The following is a 17,821-nucleotide window of genomic DNA, read 5'->3' as shown; positions in this document are numbered from 1 at the left end:
AGTCGATACCCCGGGCGGAAAACGACTGGGCCGAAACGTCACCGGCCGGTCCCGGTGCGGGCCTTGTGCTCTGGTTTTGCGCGGATACAGTTCATCCCAAGCCCGCGAATAAAAAATTCGGGCACTTGGGATGAGGAATCGCCGATGTCCGAGACCGTGCGCGTCGTCGCTCGGCGTGCCCCGATTCGGCGCGCGCTGCCCACGCTACTCGCTGCGGGGCTGATCGTGTCGGGACAGGCCCACGCGGCCGACCCGATCAAGGTCGGCGTGATCGCCGAGGCGCAGTCGGTGGCCGGCGCCGCGATCCCGAAGGCGGTCCAGCTCGCCGCCGACGAGATCAACGCCCAGGGCGGGGTCGACGGGCGGCAGATCCAGGTCGTGACCTACGACGACAAGAGTTCCGCCTCCGACGCGGTCCGGGCGTTCCAGCGGGCGGTCAGCGAGGACAAGGTCAACCTCGTCATCGCCAGCTACATCTCCGAGGTCGTGCTGGCGCTGATGCCTTGGTCGGCGCGGCTCAAGACCCCGATGATTACCCCGGGGGCCGCCTCCAACGAGATCAGCGTCGCCGTCCACAAGGACTACGCGCGCAACCGCTACACCTTCCACGGCTACCTGACCTCGCACGCCCTGGCGCAGTCGGTCTGCGACTCGGCCAAGGAGGCGCTGGTCGGGCTGCTCAAGGCGAAATCCGCCGCGATCATGAGCGAGGACGCGGCCTGGACCCGTCCGCTGGATGCGGCCTACGAGGACTGCCTGCCCAAGGCCGGGCTCAAGGTGGTGGAGCATGTCCGGTTCTCGCCGGATACGGGCGACTTCACCCCGATCTACAACAAGATCGAGGCGGCCAAGCCCGACCTGATCGTCACCGGCATCGCCCATGTCGGCGTGCAGCCCACCGTGCAGTGGCAGAACCAGCAGGTGCCGATCGCCATGACCGGCATCAGCGGCCAGGCAACTTCGTCCACCTTCTGGGCCAACACCAACGGCGGCACGCAGGGCGTGCTGTTCGACGCGATCGCCGTCCCCGGCGTGGCGATGACCGAGAAGACGAACGCCTTCACGGACGCCTACGTCAAGCGCTTCGGCGGCGCCCCGTCCTACGCGGGCTACATGGCCTACGACGCGATGCACTACGCGGCGGACGCGGTGAAGCGCGCCGGCTCCACCGAGGCCGACAAGCTGGTCGAGGCCCTGGAGAAGACCGACTGGCTCGGCACGGTCGGGCGCATCCAGTTCTACGGCAAGGACGAGACCTTCACCCACTCGATCAAGTACGGGCGGGGCTTCGTCACCGGGCTGCTGGCCCAGTGGCAGAGCGGCAAGCAGGTCGCGATCTGGCCGACGGAGGTGGCCAACGGCAAGCTGGTCCTGCCGCCCGCGGTCAAGCCGGCGGTGCAGTGAAGCGGGCGGGGAGAGCGCGATGATCGGCCTCCAGATCCTCGTCGACGGCTTCGCGATCTCGGCGCTCTACGCGCTCGGCGCGATGGGCTTCACCCTGATCTTCGGCGTCTCCGGCGTGCTCAACCTCTCGCACGGCGCGCTGATGGTGATGGCTGCGGTCGCCGCCTGGGCGGCCTCCGCCCAGTTCGGCCTCGGCTCCTACGCGGGCGCCGGGATCGGCATCCTGTGCGGGCTGGCCGCTTCCCTGGTGACCTACTTCGCCATCGTCGCGCCGATCGAGCGCAGCAGGGCGATCCCCCGGGAGGAGAAGGAGATCTTCGTCCTCACCGGCACCCTGCTCTGGGGCATCATGATCCAGGAGCTGGTCGCCTACTTCTTCACCGACAACCCGAAGACGGTCCTGCCGATCGTCGAGGGCGTGATCGAGATCGCCGGGGTGCGCACGCCCCGCAACGAGATCTTCACCGCGGTGATCTGCTGGATCGTGATCGGCCTGCTCTGGCTGTTCGTGAACAAGGCGCGGGCCGGCAAGGTCCTGCTCGCCGCCTCCATGAACCCCCGCGGGGTCACGCTGCTCGGCCACGACATGGGCCGGATCTACGTCGCGGTCTGGGCGATCTACGGGCTGCTCGCCGGGATCGCCGGGGTGCTGCTCGGGATGTTCCTGGGGGTGTCGTCCTACTCGGTGGGGCCGCTCACCGCGAGCGCCTTCTCGATCGTGGTGCTGGGCGGGCTCGGCAGCGTCACCGGCTCGCTGATCGCCGCCTACGTGGTCGGCTATCTCGAGACGGCCACCGCCTACCTGATCTCCCCGGCCTACCGGGTGATCCCGGCCCTGCTGCTGCTCGTGGCCGTCATGTACCTGCGCCCGCAGGGCCTGCTGGGGCGGCGGTGATGGTTCTTTCGGGACTCTCCCGCCGGCCCGAATGCCACATGCGCGACCTCCGCGGAACGCTCTCCCCTCTCCCGACCCGGCCTGACGGCCGGCCTACCCTCCTCCGCAGAGGGCGGATGGCAACGCGCGGAGGATGGAACCGCTCATGAAGCTCCTCACCACCCCGGGCTTCTGGGTCGCGCTGCTGGCGCTCGCCCTGGCCGCGTTCCTGCCCTGGTGGGTCTCGGGCTACATCCTCGGGCTCCTCACCATCGCGTATTATTTCGGCGTCTTCGCCATGGCCTGGGACCTGCTCTTCGGCTTCGCCGGCGAGGTGAATTTCGGCCCGACCTTCCTGATCGGGCTCGGAGCCTACGGGGCCGGCATCCTCAACAACCGCTACGAGCTGCCGATCCCCTACTGCCTGGCGGCCGGGACCGTGCTGGCGGTGGTCGGCGGGCTGGCCCTGGCGCTGCCGGCCCTGAAGGTGCGGGGTCCGTATTTCGGGCTGATCACCCTGGTCGCGGTGCTGCTCCTGCAGAACATGATCGTGGTGTTCTCCGGGATCACCGGCGGCGAGATCGGGCTCACGGTGCCGGACGTGATCTCCATCGACGCCGACACCAATTACTGGATCGCGCTCGGCTTCATGGCCTTTGCCGGGCTGGTCCTCACGGCCATCGCCCGCTCCCCGGTGGGGCTGATCCTGCAGGCTGCCGGCCAGGACCCGATCGTGACCGGCGCGCTCGGCTTCAACGTCGCCAAGCACAAGCTCGCGGCCTTTGCGGTCAGCGCCGCCTTCTCGGGCCTCGCGGGTGGGCTGGTGGTCTTCTACATGGGCACCGCCTCGGTCGGCACGCTGATCGACACCGCGGTGGGCGTGCAGGTGATCATCGCGGCGGTGCTCGGCGGGCGGCGGACCATCGTGGGCGCCGCGCTCGGGGCGGTGTTCCTGATCGCCGCCGGCGAATTGCTGCGCCCGCTCGGCCCGCTCTCGACCTTCGTGGTCTCGGCCGTGGCCCTGCTGGTCATCCTGTTCGTGCCCTCGGGGCTGCTGGGCCTCGCATCCATCCGGAGAGCGCGATGACCGTCGCCGTCAGGCCTGCGCTGAACGCCGCCCCCCTCGCCGAGCCCTGCCTCACGGTGCGGGGCCTGACCAAGCGGTTCGGCGGCCTCGTCGCCGTCAAGGACATCGACCTCGATCTGCGCCCCGGGGAGATCCTGGGACTGATCGGGCCGAACGGCTCGGGCAAGTCCACCGTGATGAAGCTGATCATGGGGCTGGAGCGGCCGAGCGCCGGCTCGATCCGCCTCGACGGCGCCGAGATCGGCGGAATGCCGGCCCACCGGGTCGCCCGCCAGGGGATCGGCCTCGTGTTCCAGCACGCGCGACCGCTCCAGCGGCAGACCGTACTGGAGAACATCAGCCTCGCGCTGCTGCCCGACAGCCTGATCCGCCTGGCTGCGGATCCCCACGTCGCGCGCCGCGCAAGGGACATCGCCGAGCGCGTCGGCCTCGGCGCGGTGGCCGACCGGCGGCCCGGTACCCTCCCCTTCGCGGACCTGCGCCGCCTGGAACTCGCCAAGGCGATCGCCCGCGACCCGCGGGTGGTGCTGGTGGACGAGCCGTTCGCGGGCCTGACCGGGGGCGAGGTCGCGGCCTTCTCCGAGCTGATCCGGGGCTTCCGGGACGAGGGCAAGGCCGTGCTCCTCGTCGACCACAACGTGAAGAGCGTCGCGGCCCTCGTGGACCGGGTGTTCGCCATGTATCTCGGCGAACGCATCGCGGAGGGCTCGGCCGAGGCGGTGATGGCCGACCCGACGGTGCGCCGGGTCTATCTCGGCGGCAGCATCGAGACCGCCGCCAGGCCCGAGGCCGCGTTCAAGGCGGATTCGCTGCTCACCGTCGAGGGCGTCGACGTGCTCTACGGCAAGGCGCAGGCCCTGCGCGCCGCCTCGATCCACGTCCACGAGGGCGAGTTCGTCTCGGTGGTGGGCCTCAACGGCGCCGGCAAGACCACGCTGTTCAACGCCATCTCGGGCCTCGTCCCGCATTCCGGCACGATCCGGTTCGACGGCCAGGATCTCGGCCGCATGAAGCCGGCCGCGATCGCCCGGGCCGGGATCGTCCAGGTGCCCGAAACCCGCGAGCTGTTCGGCGACCTCAACGTGCGCGAGAACCTCGATCTCGGCGGCCAGCACGTCACCAAGGCCGAGAGCGTGCAGCGGCGCGAGTGGCTCTACGAGCTGTTCCCGATCCTGAAGGCCCGCGAAGGCCAAACCGCCCGCACGCTGTCGGGCGGCGAGCAGCAGATGCTGACCATTGCCCGCGCCTTGATGATGCGCCCACGCCTCCTGATCCTCGACGAGCCGACGCTCGGCCTCGCCCCGGTGATCCTGGAACTGCTGTCGAAGGCCCTGGAGCGCCTGCGCCAGACCACGCCGATCACCGTCCTGCTCGGCGAGCAGAACGTCACCTTCGCGCTGCCCCATGCCGACCGGGTCTACGTGCTGGAACAGGCCCGCATCGTCTGGGAGGGCCCGCCGGACCGGTTCGCCGGCGAGATGGGATCGAAGTATCTGTGAGGGGGGAATCGGACCCGCTGCTCCCCCTCCCCCCTTTGCGGGGAAGGGTGGCCCTCGCGTCAGCGGGGGTCGGGAGAGGGGAACCCGGCATCAGAAAGGGGCGGAGCGGTGATGAAGGCCGCCAGCCTTCTTCGGCACCGTCGCTCCCCTCTCCCGACCCGGCCTGACGGCCGGCCCACCCTCCCCCGCAAAGGGGGGAGGGAGAGGCGCGGATCCCATCGGAACGAAACTCGGGAGCGGACACCGTGGATTTCAACCTCTCCCCGACTCAGACGCAGTGGCTGACCCGGGTCCGCGCCTTCATCGCCGACGCGATCCAGCCCGCCGCCGCCGCCGTGGCGGCCGAGCGGGCGGCAAGCCGCGCGCCCTCGCCCACCATGGAGCGGCTGAAGGGCCAGGCGCGGGCCGAGGGCCTGTGGAACCTGTTCCTGCCGCCCTCCCCCGAGCATGACACGGACGCCTACCGCGGCGCCGGCCTGACCAACCTCGATTACGCGCTCTGCGCCGAGGCGATGGGTCGGGTCGGCATCGCGTCGGAATGCTTCAACTGCGCGGCGCCCGACACCGGCAACATGGAGGTGCTGCACCGCTACGGCAGCCCGGCCCAGAAGGAGACGTGGCTGCGGCCGCTGATGGCCGGGGAGATCCGGTCGGCGTTCCTGATGACCGAGCCCGACGTCGCCTCCTCGGACGCCACCAACATCGAGACCGCGATCCGCCGCGACGGCGACCACTACGTCATCGACGGACGCAAATGGTGGTCCACCGGGGTCGGCGACCCGCGCTGCACCCTCGCGATCCTGATGGGCAAGACGGACCCGGAGGCGCCCCGCCACCGGCAGCAATCCCAGATCCTCGTGCCCATGGACACGCCCGGCCTGCGGGTCGCGCGCCTGCTGCCGGTCTTCGGCTACGAGGACGCGCCCAAGGGACACGGCGAGGTGGTGCTCGAGAACGTGCGCGTCCCGGCCGAGAACCTGATCCTCGGCGAGGGGCGCGGCTTCGAGATCGCGCAGGGGCGGCTCGGGCCGGGGCGCATCCACCATTGCATGCGCACCATCGGGGTCGCCGAGGCGGCGCTCGAGGCCATGGCCCGGCGCCTCGTCTCGCGGGTCGCCTTCGGCAAGCGCATCAGCGAGCAGTCGGTCTGGGAGCAGCGGGTCGCGGAGGCGCGGATCGACATCGAGATGACCCGGCTGCTCTGCCTGAAGGCCGCCGACATGATGGACAAGGTCGGCGCCAAGGGTGCGAAGCTCGAGATCGCCATGATCAAGGTCGCCGCCCCGCGGATCGCCCTCAAGGTGATCGACGACGCGATCCAGGCCCATGGCGGCGCCGGCGTGTCCGAGGATTTCGGACTGGCCAGGATGTACGCCCATATCCGCACCCTGCGGCTGGCCGACGGGCCGGACGAGGTGCACAACCGCTCCATCGCCCGGCTCGAATTCGGGCGCTACACCAACGCCCGGGAGGGTGCATGAGCGGCCCCGACGCCTTCTCCGGCGTGAAGCCGGTCGAGCCGCGCCATCGGATCGACGAGGCCCGGCTGGCCGCCTGGCTCGCAGAACACGTCCGCGACTATGCCGGGCCGCTCACCGTGCAGCAGTTCCGCGGCGGCCAGTCGAACCCGACCTACCGGCTGGAGACGCCCGGCCAGGCCTACGTGCTGCGGCGCAAGCCGTTCGGGCCGCTCCTGCCCTCCGCGCACGCGGTGGAGCGCGAGTTCCGGGTGATCGGCGCGCTCTACGGCGAGGGGTTTCCGGTTCCGAGGCCGTTCGCCCTCTGCGAGGACGAAACGATCATCGGCGCCGCCTTCTACGTGATGGAGGCGGTGGGCGGCAGCGTGCACTGGGACGGCACCCTGCCCGGCCTCGACCCCCATGCCCGGCACCGGCACTATGCCGGCATGATCGCGACGCTCGCGCGCCTCCACGCGATCGACCCGGAGGCGGCGGGCCTCGCCGATTACGGCAAGCCCGGCAACTACTTCGCCCGGCAGGTCGATCGCTGGACCCGCCAGTACCGGGCCGCCGAGGACGGCCGGCTCGCGGATGTGGAGCGCCTGATCGCCTGGCTGCCCCGCACCGTGCCCGAGCAGCAGGGCACGGCCATCGTCCACGGCGATTACCGCCTCGACAACCTGATCTTCTCGCCCGACGGCGGCGTCAGCGCGGTGCTCGACTGGGAGCTGTCGACCCTCGGCGATCCGCTCGCCGATTTCAGCTACCTGCTGATGCATTGGGCTTTGCCGGCGGACGGGCGCAGCGGCCTCGGCGGCCTCGACCTGCCGGCGCTGGGCATCCCGACCCGGGAGGAGGCGGTGGCGCTCTACTGCCGGGCCGCGGACCGGGCGGCCCTGCCCGACCTCGACTGGTACTTCGCCTACAACCTGTTCCGGCTGGTCGGCATCCTCCAGGGCGTGGCCGCGCGCGCCAAGGCCGGCAACGCCGCGAGCGAGCACGCCGCCGCCATGGCGGCGCGGGTGCCCGCTCTGGCCGCCGCGGCCTGGGCGTTCGCCGAGCGCGCGGGGGCCTGAGATGGATCTCGCCGGTCGCGTCGTCGCCGTCACCGGGGCCGCCCGGGGCATCGGCCGTGCGCTCGCCGAGGCCGCCCACGCGCGGGGCGCCTGCGTCGTCGCCCTGGACCGGGACGGCGCCGGGGCCCAGGCCGTCGCCGCCCGGCTCGGCGGCCGCGCCTGCGCGCTCGACGTGGCCGATCCCGATGCCGTGGCCGAGTCCATCGCGCGGATCGAGGCCGAGACCGGGCCGATCGCGCTGTACTGCTCCAATGCCGGCATCCTGGAGCGCGACCCGGATCCCGGGCTCGCGACCTCGGCCGATCCGGCGAGCTGGGAGCGCGCCTGGTCGGTGAACGTGATGGGCCACGTCCACGCGGCGCGGGTCCTGGTCCCGCTCTGGCTCGCCCGGGGCGAGGGGGCGTTCCTCGGCACCGTCTCGGCGGCCGGATTGCTGAGCCAGATCGGCAGCGCGACCTACTCGGCGACCAAGCACGCCGCCCTCGCCTTCCTGGAGCACCTCGCCATCGCGCATGCGGGGGACGGCATCCGGATCGCCGCCCTGTGCCCGCAGGGCGTCGACACCGCCATGCTCGGTGCCGCGAGCGCCGCCGCCCGCGACGGCGTGCTCGCGCCCGAAGCCGTGGCCGAGGCGGCCTTCGACGGGCTGGCCGCCGGCCGGTTCCTGATCCTGCCGCACCCGCAGGTCGCGGACTACGCACGCCGCCGGGCGGACGACCCCGAGCGCTGGCTCGCCGGCATGGCGCGCCTGCGCCGGTCGATGCTGGACGCCGGATGAACCCCGACCGGACCCAGGGAGGACGCGCCATGTCCCTGTTCGATCTGACCGACAAGGTCGCGCTGATCACCGGCTCGTCACGGGGCATCGGCCGGGCGATCGCCCTGCGGATGGCCGAGCACGGCGCGCGGGTGGTGATCTCGTCGCGCAAGCGCGAGGCCTGCGAGGCGGTGGTGGCCGAGATCGAGGCCGCCCACGGCCCGGGCCGCGCGGTGGCGATTCCCGCAAGCATCTCGGTAAAGGCGGAGCTGGAGGATCTGGTCGCCCGGACCGAGGCCCGGTTGGGTCCGGTGGACGTGCTGGTCTGCAACGCCGCCAGCAACCCGTATTACGGGCCGCTCGCCGGCATCTCGGACGCCCAGTTCCGCAAGATCCTGGAGAACAACGTCCTGTCGAACCACTGGCTGATCCAGATGGTCGCCCCCGGGATGGTCGCGCGGCGGGACGGGGCGATCGTCATCGTCTCGTCCATCGGGGCGCTGAAGGGGTCGCCGGTGATCGGCGCCTACAACGTCTCCAAGGCCGCCGACCTTCAGCTCGCCCGCAACTACGCGGTCGAGTACGGCCCGGCCAACGTGCGGGTGAACTGCCTGTGCCCGGGGCTGATCCGCACCGATTTCGCCCGGGCCCTGTGGGAGGATCCCGAGATGCTGGCATCCACCACCGAGGCCGCGCCGCTCCGCCGGATCGGCGAGCCTGACGAGATCGCGGGCGCGGCCGTGTTCCTGGCCTCGCCGGCCGGCCGGTTCGTCACCGGCCAGGCGCTGGTCGTCGACGGCGGCGTGACGATCGCGCGATGACGAGCCCCGATCCCCGCCTTCCCGCCGGCTGGCCGGCCCTCTCCTTCCGCGAGGCGGAAGCGCGCCTCACCGCACCAGGGGCGCCGTTCGCGATCGCCACCCTGCCGATCCGGGGCGTCCCGACCCGGATCTGGACGAGCGCGCCGCCGACGCTGCGCGACCTGTTCCGCATCGCCCGAGGGCACGGGGACCGGACCTTCGTGGTCTACCGGGACGAGCGCGTCACCTTCACCGGCTTCACCCGGGCCGCGACCGCCCTGGCCCACGCCCTGGTGGCCGCCGGGATCGGCAAGGGCGACCGCGTCGCCATCGCGCTGCGCAATCTGCCGGAATGGCCGGTCTGCTATTACGGTGCCCTGCTGGCCGGGGCGATCGCGACGCCGCTGAACGCGTGGTGGACCGGGCCGGAACTCGCCTACGCGCTCCGGCATTCCGGCGCCCGGGTGCTGATCGCCGACGGCGCCCGGTTCGAGCGGATCGCCCCCCACCGCACGGAATGCCCGGCCCTGGAGCAGGTTTTCGTCACGCGGATGGAGCCCGACGACCGAATGACGCCACTCTCCGCGGTGATCGGCCCGGTGGCGGACTGGGCCGCTCTGCCCGAGCGGGCCCCGCCCGACATCGCCCTCGACCCGGAGGACGACGCGACCCTGTTCTACACCTCGGGCACCACCGGCCGGCCCAAGGGTGCGGTCGGCACCCACCGGGCTGCGGCCACCACCGTGATGGCCTACCCCTATTCGGCGTCGCGCAGTGCGCTGCGCCGGGGCGAGACGCCGCCGAAGCCCGATCCGTCCGCACCGCAGCGGGCCTCGCTGCTGGTGATCCCGCTGTTCCACGTCACCGGCTGCCACGCGAGCCTCGGGGCGGCGCTCTACGGCGGCCACCGCCTGGTGATGATGCATCGCTGGGACGCCCATGAGGCCCTCGACCTCATCGACCGGGAGGGCTGCACCGGAGCCGGCGGCGTCCCGACCATCGCTTGGCAGCTCGCGACAGCCGCCCGGGAGGCGGGCCGGCCGCTGCCGAGCCTCGAATCGGTGACCTATGGCGGCGCGCCCGCGGCCGGCGACCTGGTGCGCGCGCTCGGCGAGGCGTTCCCGAAGGCGGCCCCCGCCACCGGCTGGGGCATGACCGAGACCTCGGCGACCTTCACCCACCACCAGGCCGAGGACTATCTCGCCCATCCCGAATCCTGCGGCCCGCCCCTGCCGGTCTGCGAGGTGCGGATCCTCGATCCGCTCGGGCAGGACCTGCCGCCCGGCAGCGTCGGGGAGCTGTGCGTGAAGGGCCCCAACGTGGTCCGCGGCTACTGGGACGACCCGGACGCCACCGCCGAAATCCTGTCCGACGGCTGGCTGCGCACCGGCGATCTCGCGCGCGCCGACGACGAGGGGTTCCTGACCATCGTCGACCGGATCAAGGACATGCTGATCCGCGGCGGCGAGAACATCTATTGCTGCGAGGTCGAGAACGTCCTCTACGCGCATCCGGACGTGATCGACGCGGTGGTGCTGGCGGTGCCCCACCCGACGCTGGGCGAGGAGCCCGGCGCGATCGTGGCCCTGGCCGAGGGGGCCCGGACCGGACCCGAGGAGATCCGGGCCTTCGCGGCCGAGCGGCTCGCGGCGTTCAAGGTTCCGGTGCGCGTGGTGGTCTGGGACGGGCTCCTGCCCCGCAACCCCGCCGGCAAGATCCTGCGGGCGCCCCTGCGGTCGGTGTTCGCGGTCGGATCAGCTCAGAACGGCTCGCCCTCGTCGTCCGGCCGGTAGACGCGCAGCGACCGGCCGTCCGGGAACTCCACCGTGCGGCGGCGTACCACCATGTAGCCGGCGGCCTCCGCGGCACGCAGGCGCTCCAGCCGCTCGTCGGCATAGCCGGGGCCGTAATTGTAGGCCCGATAGCGCGGATAGCCGTCCGGCAGCGGCGGCGGTGGGGGCGGTGCGACCGCGACCATCCGGTGCGGACGCATGGGCCGGGCCGCCGCTGCGGCGACACGCGACCGGTGCGCCGTCGTGGCGCCCCGCGTCGTAGCGACCCGCTTGGCCTCCGGGGCGGGGCGGCGCGTCGCGACGCGCTTCTGAGTGGGCCGTGCGGCGACCGCCTTGCGGGCCGGTGCCGCGGCAGCAGGAGTCGATGCGGGCGGCGGATCGGCTTTCTGAGCCTCGGCCGGGCTCGCGGCCGGGGCCACCTTGCGGGCTGGCGGGTCGGTCCAGCCCGAGGCCGGCTCGGCGCGCGCGCCGGTCGCGCCCAGGGCGAGGGCGAGGACGAGCGCGGCGAGACTCGTTCGTGCACCGTACGGCATGGTGCCCTCCTGAGATCGCGGTGTTTCGGATCGGTCCGCTGGGCCGCACGACAATAGAGCGAACCGTCGCGCAGGGGAATTCCGCAGCATCATTTCGACGGCGATCCCCCAGGACATTTTTAGATCAGTGAATCGTTCCCGATGATCCGAGCTGCGAAGCTGGAGATCGGCTGGCTTGAGAGGAGCGCGTGCCCGTTGCTTCAAACCGGTGTCCGGCTCGGCTGGACGGGCCTGCCGCGGCGCGAGCCCCTGAACCGAACCGCGGGCTCCGTACCCGTCGCGTCGGCAATCCGGCGCAGCGTCTCCACAGTGGAGCTCGAAGGCCCCGATTGCCATCGCGGGTCCCGGCCCGATCCGTTCCCATCGTCTCAGCCCGTTGCGTCTGCGACGGCGGGGACGGCGTTTTGCGCGGAACTCGCCGCCCCCGCCGTGGTTGCACCGCCATGTCCACCCCCGCCGATGCGTCCTCCGGCTCACCACCCGGCCTGCGGGTGTGCGTCGATCTGAACCTCTGCCAGGCCTACGCCCAGTGCTGTTACGCGGCGCCGCGGCACTTCCGCATCGAGGGACACGAGGCGCTGTTCTACGATCCCGCCCCGGCCGCGCACGACCGCGCCGACATCGAGCGGGCGCGCGTCGCCTGCCCGGTCCAGGCGATCCGGGTCGAGGATCCGGGGCAGGCTGCCTGAGATGGCGTCGGGATCGACCACCGAGCGCGCGATCGTGGTGGGCGCCGGCCTGGCGGCTTTGCGCGGCGCCGAGGCGATGCGGGAGGCCGGGTTCGCCGGTCCGCTGACCATCGTCGGCGCCGAGCCGTACCGGCCCTATGACCGTCCGCCATTCTCGAAGCACGTTCTCACCGGCGAGACCGGACCGGACGCGACCGCCCTGCCGAGCAGCCTCGGCGCGGATGTGGAATGGCGTCTCGGAAGCCCGGCCGAGCGCCTCGACCGGGGGGCGCGCACCCTCCACCTCGCGGACGGGCGCGCCCTGCCCTACGACCGCTTGCTGATCGCCACCGGCACCCGCGCCCGGGCGTGGCCCAACCCCCATGAGGGCCGGCTGGCCGGCGTCTTCACCCTGCGCGGGCGGGACGATGCCGCCGCCCTGCGGACCGCGCTGGCCGCGGCTCCCCGCCGGGTGTTGGTGATCGGCGGCGGCTTCATCGGCTGCGAGGTCGCCAGCGTGTGCCGGCAGCTCGGCCTGCCGGTGACCTTGGTCGAGCCCGGGCCGACGCCCCTGGCCCGCGTCCTCGGAGGCACGGTCGGGGCGTTCATCGGGGCGATCCACGAGGGGCGGGGCGTCGATCTGCGCTGCGGCAGCGAGGTCGAGTGGCTCGAAGAGGCGGACGGCCGGTTCGTGCGCGCACACCTCACGGACGGCACCCGCATCGACGCGGACGTCGCGGTGATCGCCCTCGGGGCCGTCCGCAACACCGAATGGCTCGACGGCTCCGGCCTGTCGGCGGATCCGGGCGGCGTCGATTGCGACGCGGCGGGCTACGTCCTCGACACCGACGGGGCGGCCGACCCGCGCATCGCCGCCGCCGGCGACGTGGCCCGGTTCCCCCATCCGCTCTACGGCGGGCGGCGCGTGGCGCTGGAGCATTGGAGCCAGGCGGTGGCGCAGGGCATCCATGCCGGGCGGCTGCTGGCCGGGGCGAAGCCCGAGGGCCCCTACGGCGCGTTGCCGACCTTCTGGTCCGCGCAGGGCAACGTGGTGGTCAAGTCCGTCGGGCTGACCGAGGGCGCGGACGCCCTGGCGATCACCCATGGCGAGCCCGGCACCGGCCGCTTCCTCGCCGTCTACGGACGGGCGGGGCGGTGCATCGCGGCCGTCTCGGTGGACAGCGCCCGCTGGTTGCCGGCCCATGCCGAGCGGGTCGCCGCCGGCGCGCCGTTCCCGCCGGACGGGACCGCCGCCGATCGCCCGGCGAAAGGGATCACCCTCCTCACCCCCGGCTTTCCCTGACCGCTCCGGCGCCCCGCCCGGGATCCCGGGCGGCGCGCCGAGGTTTCGATTTGGATCGGCCCGGACGTCTCCGTCCGGACGATGCGCAACTTGGACACCGCATGCCCGACGCCACCCTCCTCGATCAGGTCAAGGATTTCGCCAACCGCGCGGACCCCTATCCGATCTACGCCAAGCTGCGGGAGCATCCGGTCTCGCGCCAGGACGACGGGACCGAGGAAGGGACCTGGGTGGCCGCGACCCACGGCGCCATCTCGAGCTTGCTGCACGACCCGCGGGTCAGCTCCGAGACCCTGCCCCCGGCCGACCGGCCGCGCACCGGCAACCCCCTCACCGACCTCATCGTCAAGCCGCTCAAGGACTGGATGATGGACCGGCACCGGGTCTTCATCTTCCGCGACCCGCCGGACCACGACGTCCTGCGGGCGTCCGTGATGCACCAGTTCTCCCGTGCGCGCGTCCAGGCGATGCGGGCCCGCTCCGACCGGCTGGTGGCCGACCTGCTGAACGAGAAGTGCGGCGCCCGGGAGATCGACGCGGTCGACGACCTCGCCTACCCGCTGCCGGTGACGGTGATCTGCGAGTTGTTCGGCGTCCCCCGGGAAGACGAGCCGAAGTTCCACGGCTGGGCGACCCAGCTCGCCACCGCCCTCGAGCCGGACAGCCTGTCGGATCGGGAGATCCGCGATGCGAACAGCCGGACCTTCGACGCGATCGGCGGCTACATGGCCGACCTGATCAAGGAGAAGCGCCGCCATCCGCAGGACGACATGCTCTCGGGGCTCGCCAACGAGGCGACGCCGGAGGGCGCCAAGATGGGCGATTACGACCTGATCGCCACCTCGATCCTGATGCTGGTGGCAGGCCACGAGACCACCGTGAACCTCATCACCAACGGGCTGCTGACCCTGCTGCGCCACCCCGACGAGCTGGAGCGCCTGCGGCAGGATCCCGGCCGCGCCCCGCGCCTCATCGAGGAACTGCTGCGCTACGAGCCGCCCGTGCAGTTCCGGACCCGAAAGACGCTGTCGGCCATCGAGATCGCCGGCGTCACGATCCCCGAGGGCGCCGACCTCGTCCTGCTGCTCGCCTCCGGCAACCGCGACGGCGCCGTCTTCCCGGATCCCGACCGCTTCGATCCCGACCGCGCCGGCATCCGCCACCTCGGCTTCGGCGGCAGCCTCCATTACTGCGTCGGCGCCCCGCTCGCCCGGTTCGAGGCCGAGGCGGCGCTCACCGCCCTGGCGAGCCGGCTCAAGGCCCCCCGGCTGATCGAAAACCCGCCGCCCTACCGCTCCGGGGCCGCCCTGCGCGGGCCGGAACATCTCCGGGTGGCGATCGACGGGATTGCCTGACCGTATCAGCCCACCCTCCGCGGCTCAGTCGGTGATCTCGATCGGCGTACCGTCCGGAATGGCGATCACCGCCTCATAGAAGCCGTCGCCGGTCCGGCGCGGGGGGGCCGTAAGGCAGCCATCCGCAGCGCATCGGGCGGCAAGGGCATCGACGGCCTCGATGCTACCGAGGGCGATCGCGACATGCGCCCAGCCCACACGCTCATCGTGTTTTCCGTCTGCGACCCCCGGCGCTGTCATGAGTTCGATTTGCGCGCCGTCGCTGGGCAGCGTCACGAACCGCGATACGAATCCCCTCTGCCGCTGGCTGTGGTACGGCGCGCCGACCTCGGCCCGGAAATAGCGGCGCCAGAAGGCTGCGGCGGCGTTAAGATCGCGAGTCCACAGGGCGACATGGGCGATGCGCATCGTACGGCCCCTTGCGCCAGTGAGTCCGGCGAGGAACCGCACGGTCGCCGAAGCAGCCCAGTGCCGTCTACCACTCCATGGTTGAAGTGGCCCTCGCGGGTCCGCCCTCTCAGGCGGCTTTGACCGCGGCGAGGAACGTGGTCACCTCCTGTCCCAGCCCGGAGGCGTAGCGCGCCAGATCCTGCGCGGCGCTCAGCACCTGGCTGGCGGCGGCGCCGGTCTCGCCGGCGGCTTCCCGGACCTCGGCGATGTCGGCGCTGACGGCCTGCGTCCCCTGCGCGGCCTGGGTGACGTTGCGCACGATCTCGCTCGTGGCGGCGCCCTGCTCCTCCATGGCGGCGGCCACGCTCAGGGCGACCGTGCGCATGGCATCGATCGTGCCCCCGATCGTCCGGATCGACTCGACGGCGTGCCGGGTCTCGTTCTGGATCGCGGCGATCTGATGGGCGATCGTGTCGGTGGCCTTGGCGGTCTGGGCCGCCAGGGCCTTCACCTCGCCGGCCACGACGGCGAAGCCTTTGCCGGCCTCCCCGGCCCGGGCGGCCTCGATGGTGGCGTTGAGCGCCAGCAGGTTGGTCTGTCCGGCGATGCCGGCGATCAGGCCCATCACCTCGCTGATCTGGTCCGTGCCCCGGGACAGGACCTGCATCAGGTCGTTCGTGCGGGCGGCGTCGACGCTGGCCTGGTCGGCCATCGTGGAGGACTGGGCGACGCGGGACGCGATCTCCTGGATCGAGGCGGACATCTCCTCGCTGGCGGCGGCCACGGTCTCGACGTTGGACGACGTCTGCTCCGAGGCGGCCGCGACACGCCCGGACTGGTCGGTGGTGCGGGCGGCCGTGCGGGTCATCTCCCGGGCGGTGGCCTCCATCTCCACGGCGGCCGCCGACAGGCTCTGGGTCAGCGCGCCGACATGGGCGTCGAACCGGCCGGTGAGTTCGTCGAGGGCCTGGGCGCGGCGCATCTTGGCGGCGTTCTCGGCGGCGGCGACGGTCTCGGCGTCCCGCTTGGCGATCAGCGCGTCCTTGAAGACCTGTACGGCCCGGGCCATCGCGCCGACCTCGTCGCCGCGCCGCTGGTCCGCCACCGGCACCGCGAGGTCGCCGCCGGCGAGCCCCCGCATCGCCGCGGTCAGGCGCACGATCGGCCGCGACAGGCCGTTGCCGATGAGTACGAGCAGGGCGAGCACGGGAAGCACCAGGCCGGCGGACCAGAGGGCATTGGTCAGCGCGCGGTGGCGTACGGCCGCGTAGACGTCGTCGCGATAGAGCCCGGCGGCGACGACCCAGCCCCAGGGCTTGAACATCTGGACGCTGGCGACCTTCTCGACCGGCTCGCTCCCGCCCGCACGCGGCTTCATGTAGTCGACGAAGCCGGCACCGTCGCGCTTGGCGACGTCCACCATCTCGGCGAAGTAGCGTTTCCCGCCCGGGACGTCGGTCTGCTCCAGAACCACCTTGCCGACGTTCTTGGCGTTGAACGCGTTGGCGATCAGCCGTCCGTCGGTATCCAGGACGAAGAAATAGTCGGCGTTGCCGAAGCGCAGGGCGCTCACCGCGTCGAGGGCGGCCTTCTGGGCCTGATCGAGCGGCATCCGGCCGGCGGAGGCCAGTGCCTCGTAATGGGCGAGCAGGCTCTGGGCGACGTCGCCGAGGTTTCTTGTCATCAACGCCCGGTCCTCGAGCGCTGAGGAGCGGGTGTCGACGTAGTTCAACCCACTGAGGGCGCCGACCGCCGCCAGTACCAGGGCCATCACCGCCGCCAGCTTGTGGCGCAGCGTGACGTTCGAGAGGCTCCACCGGGGCACGGCGTTGCCCTCGGACGAGCGGTCGGTCTGCGAGCGTATCATTGAGGCACCGGAAACGGGACGGGCGAAGGCCGTCGAGGGCTGCCGGTGCCGGGGGGCGGCACCGCCCACGGCGGCCCGGACCCCACGGCACCGTTCCGGGGCGAAGGTGTGACACGGGATTGGTAAAGATTCGGTCCACACCGGGTATCGACAGCGTATTGGATACGCTTTCCGGTCTCGATAAGTCTCTGGACACATATTCGATGGCCACATCGCGCGACGAGCGCGGGGGATCAAGAGGTTTCCAAGAAAAAACTACGAACCTCTTCGCGGAACAACCGCCCGCCCCGGCGGGATTGTGTGGCCTAAGCCTCGATCCGATAGTGAATCGGCTTGAAGCTTCCGTTGTTCGATTGCAGCGCCGAGCAGGCTGTCAATCCGATGATCAGGTCGGTCTCGGCGGTGAACACGATCCGGTCGCCCGCCCGGCTCAGCGGCGGCTCGACCGTGAGCGCCCCGGTCGTTCCATCGATCGGCACGTTCATGAAGCAGTTGAACGCCACCGGGATCGCGTCGGGTGCGATGCCGTAGGGGGCGAGCGCCGCGGCGAGGTTGCCGAAGCAGCCCCGGTGCGGGTCCGTGTCGCCGTAGATGATCCGGAACGTGTCGGCCGAGCACGGCGTCAGCAGGAAGTCGTGGCGGCCGACCGTGTCCTCGACGATGCGCAGCAGCACGTTCGAGCGGTTCGAGTAGAGCGGGTCGCCGGTGGTCAGGTAGATCCGGCTGGCATAGTCGAGGGTCCGTCCGGACGAGATCACCTCACCCGTGTCGTGACGATTGTAGGCGACCAGATCGGCCACCTGCTCCCCGCGCGGGTCGATCACCGTCAGCCGCTGGCCGCGGTCCAGGGTGAAGGCGACGCCTGAGCGCGGCTCGATCTGCTGCACATCCGCCCGGTCCATGGTGTCTTTGCTCCCGCTCCGCTCCGGCCGGCAACGCGGCAGGCGCCGCCGCG

At 71.7% G+C, this 17,821-nt stretch carries 16 protein-coding genes; 12 read left to right on the top strand and 4 right to left on the bottom strand.

Annotated features, from left to right (window positions below; genetic code table 11):
• The first annotated feature begins 144 nt into the window (after window positions 1-144).
• From ACYQPG_RS14685 to ACYQPG_RS14645, 9 genes are all read left to right on the top strand, one after another.
• Entirely contained in the window at window positions 145-1,404 is a 1,260-nt protein-coding gene (locus ACYQPG_RS14685; protein WP_147908345.1) for an ABC transporter substrate-binding protein, read from the top strand.
• A 19-nt stretch (window positions 1,405-1,423) separates the two neighbouring features.
• On the top strand, window positions 1,424-2,299 hold the full coding sequence (locus ACYQPG_RS14680; RefSeq protein ID WP_147908346.1) for a branched-chain amino acid ABC transporter permease: 876 nt from the start codon (window positions 1,424-1,426) through the stop codon (window positions 2,297-2,299).
• A 145-nt stretch (window positions 2,300-2,444) separates the two neighbouring features.
• On the top strand, window positions 2,445-3,365 hold the full coding sequence (locus tag ACYQPG_RS14675) for a branched-chain amino acid ABC transporter permease (protein ID WP_147908347.1): 921 nt from the start codon (window positions 2,445-2,447) through the stop codon (window positions 3,363-3,365).
• On the top strand, window positions 3,362-4,864 hold the full coding sequence (locus tag ACYQPG_RS14670) for an ATP-binding cassette domain-containing protein (protein ID WP_147908348.1): 1,503 nt from the start codon (window positions 3,362-3,364) through the stop codon (window positions 4,862-4,864). Before ACYQPG_RS14675 ends, ACYQPG_RS14670 begins: the two co-directional genes overlap by 4 nt.
• A 245-nt stretch (window positions 4,865-5,109) precedes the next feature.
• A complete protein-coding gene (locus ACYQPG_RS14665) occupies window positions 5,110-6,345 on the top strand; it encodes an acyl-CoA dehydrogenase family protein (RefSeq protein WP_419829703.1) in 1,236 nt (411 codons plus the stop codon).
• Window positions 6,342-7,400 (top strand): phosphotransferase family protein, encoded by a 1,059-nt coding sequence (locus ACYQPG_RS14660; RefSeq protein WP_419829702.1) that lies wholly within the window; start codon window positions 6,342-6,344, stop codon window positions 7,398-7,400. Before ACYQPG_RS14665 ends, ACYQPG_RS14660 begins: the two co-directional genes overlap by 4 nt.
• 1 nt (window position 7,401) lies before the next feature.
• Window positions 7,402-8,178 carry an SDR family NAD(P)-dependent oxidoreductase gene (locus ACYQPG_RS14655; RefSeq protein WP_147938948.1) on the top strand — a complete coding sequence of 259 codons (777 nt, stop codon included), beginning with the start codon at window positions 7,402-7,404 and terminating at the stop codon, window positions 8,176-8,178.
• Between the two features lie 29 nt (window positions 8,179-8,207).
• Complete coding sequence (locus tag ACYQPG_RS14650) at window positions 8,208-8,978, top strand: SDR family NAD(P)-dependent oxidoreductase (protein WP_147938947.1); 771 nt, start codon at window positions 8,208-8,210, stop codon at window positions 8,976-8,978.
• Complete coding sequence (locus tag ACYQPG_RS14645; RefSeq protein ID WP_419829701.1) at window positions 8,975-10,750, top strand: class I adenylate-forming enzyme family protein; 1,776 nt, start codon at window positions 8,975-8,977, stop codon at window positions 10,748-10,750. The genes ACYQPG_RS14650 and ACYQPG_RS14645 overlap by 4 nt, the downstream gene beginning before the upstream one ends.
• On the opposite strand, the gene ACYQPG_RS14640 is transcribed toward ACYQPG_RS14645, so the two are convergent.
• Window positions 10,717-11,283 carry a hypothetical protein gene (locus ACYQPG_RS14640; RefSeq protein WP_419829700.1) on the bottom strand — a complete coding sequence of 189 codons (567 nt, stop codon included), beginning with the start codon at window positions 11,281-11,283 and terminating at the stop codon, window positions 10,717-10,719. The genes ACYQPG_RS14645 and ACYQPG_RS14640 overlap by 34 nt on opposite strands.
• 443 nt (window positions 11,284-11,726) lie before the next feature.
• On the opposite strand from ACYQPG_RS14640, the gene ACYQPG_RS14635 reads away from it, so the two are divergent.
• From ACYQPG_RS14635 to ACYQPG_RS14625, 3 genes are all read left to right on the top strand, one after another.
• Window positions 11,727-11,972 carry a ferredoxin gene (locus tag ACYQPG_RS14635; protein WP_147910448.1) on the top strand — a complete coding sequence of 82 codons (246 nt, stop codon included), beginning with the start codon at window positions 11,727-11,729 and terminating at the stop codon, window positions 11,970-11,972.
• A gap of 1 nt (window position 11,973) precedes the next feature.
• Window positions 11,974-13,254: an NAD(P)/FAD-dependent oxidoreductase gene (locus tag ACYQPG_RS14630; protein ID WP_147910449.1), complete on the top strand. Its 1,281-nt coding sequence runs from the start codon at window positions 11,974-11,976 to the stop codon at window positions 13,252-13,254.
• 101 nt (window positions 13,255-13,355) lie between these two features.
• On the top strand, window positions 13,356-14,609 hold the full coding sequence (locus tag ACYQPG_RS14625; protein WP_419829699.1) for a cytochrome P450: 1,254 nt from the start codon (window positions 13,356-13,358) through the stop codon (window positions 14,607-14,609).
• Between the two features lie 24 nt (window positions 14,610-14,633).
• On the opposite strand, the gene ACYQPG_RS14620 is transcribed toward ACYQPG_RS14625, so the two are convergent.
• The 3 genes from ACYQPG_RS14620 to ACYQPG_RS14610 all read right to left on the bottom strand — a co-directional run bounded on the left by ACYQPG_RS14620 (window position 14,634) and on the right by ACYQPG_RS14610 (window position 17,768).
• On the bottom strand, window positions 14,634-15,017 hold the full coding sequence (locus ACYQPG_RS14620; RefSeq protein ID WP_419829698.1) for a VOC family protein: 384 nt from the start codon (window positions 15,015-15,017) through the stop codon (window positions 14,634-14,636).
• Window positions 15,018-15,126: 109 nt separating this feature from the next.
• A complete protein-coding gene (locus ACYQPG_RS14615; RefSeq protein WP_461231180.1) occupies window positions 15,127-16,866 on the bottom strand; it encodes a methyl-accepting chemotaxis protein in 1,740 nt (579 codons plus the stop codon).
• A gap of 305 nt (window positions 16,867-17,171) precedes the next feature.
• Entirely contained in the window at window positions 17,172-17,768 is a 597-nt protein-coding gene (locus tag ACYQPG_RS14610; RefSeq protein ID WP_092037247.1) for a DUF1989 domain-containing protein, read from the bottom strand.
• Window positions 17,769-17,821 lie beyond the last annotated feature (53 nt).

It is taken from the genome of Methylobacterium sp. CM6246 (genome assembly GCF_054818005.1).
Note: the sequence above shows the minus strand (reverse complement) of the source record. Positions and strands in the feature narration are given on the sequence as shown.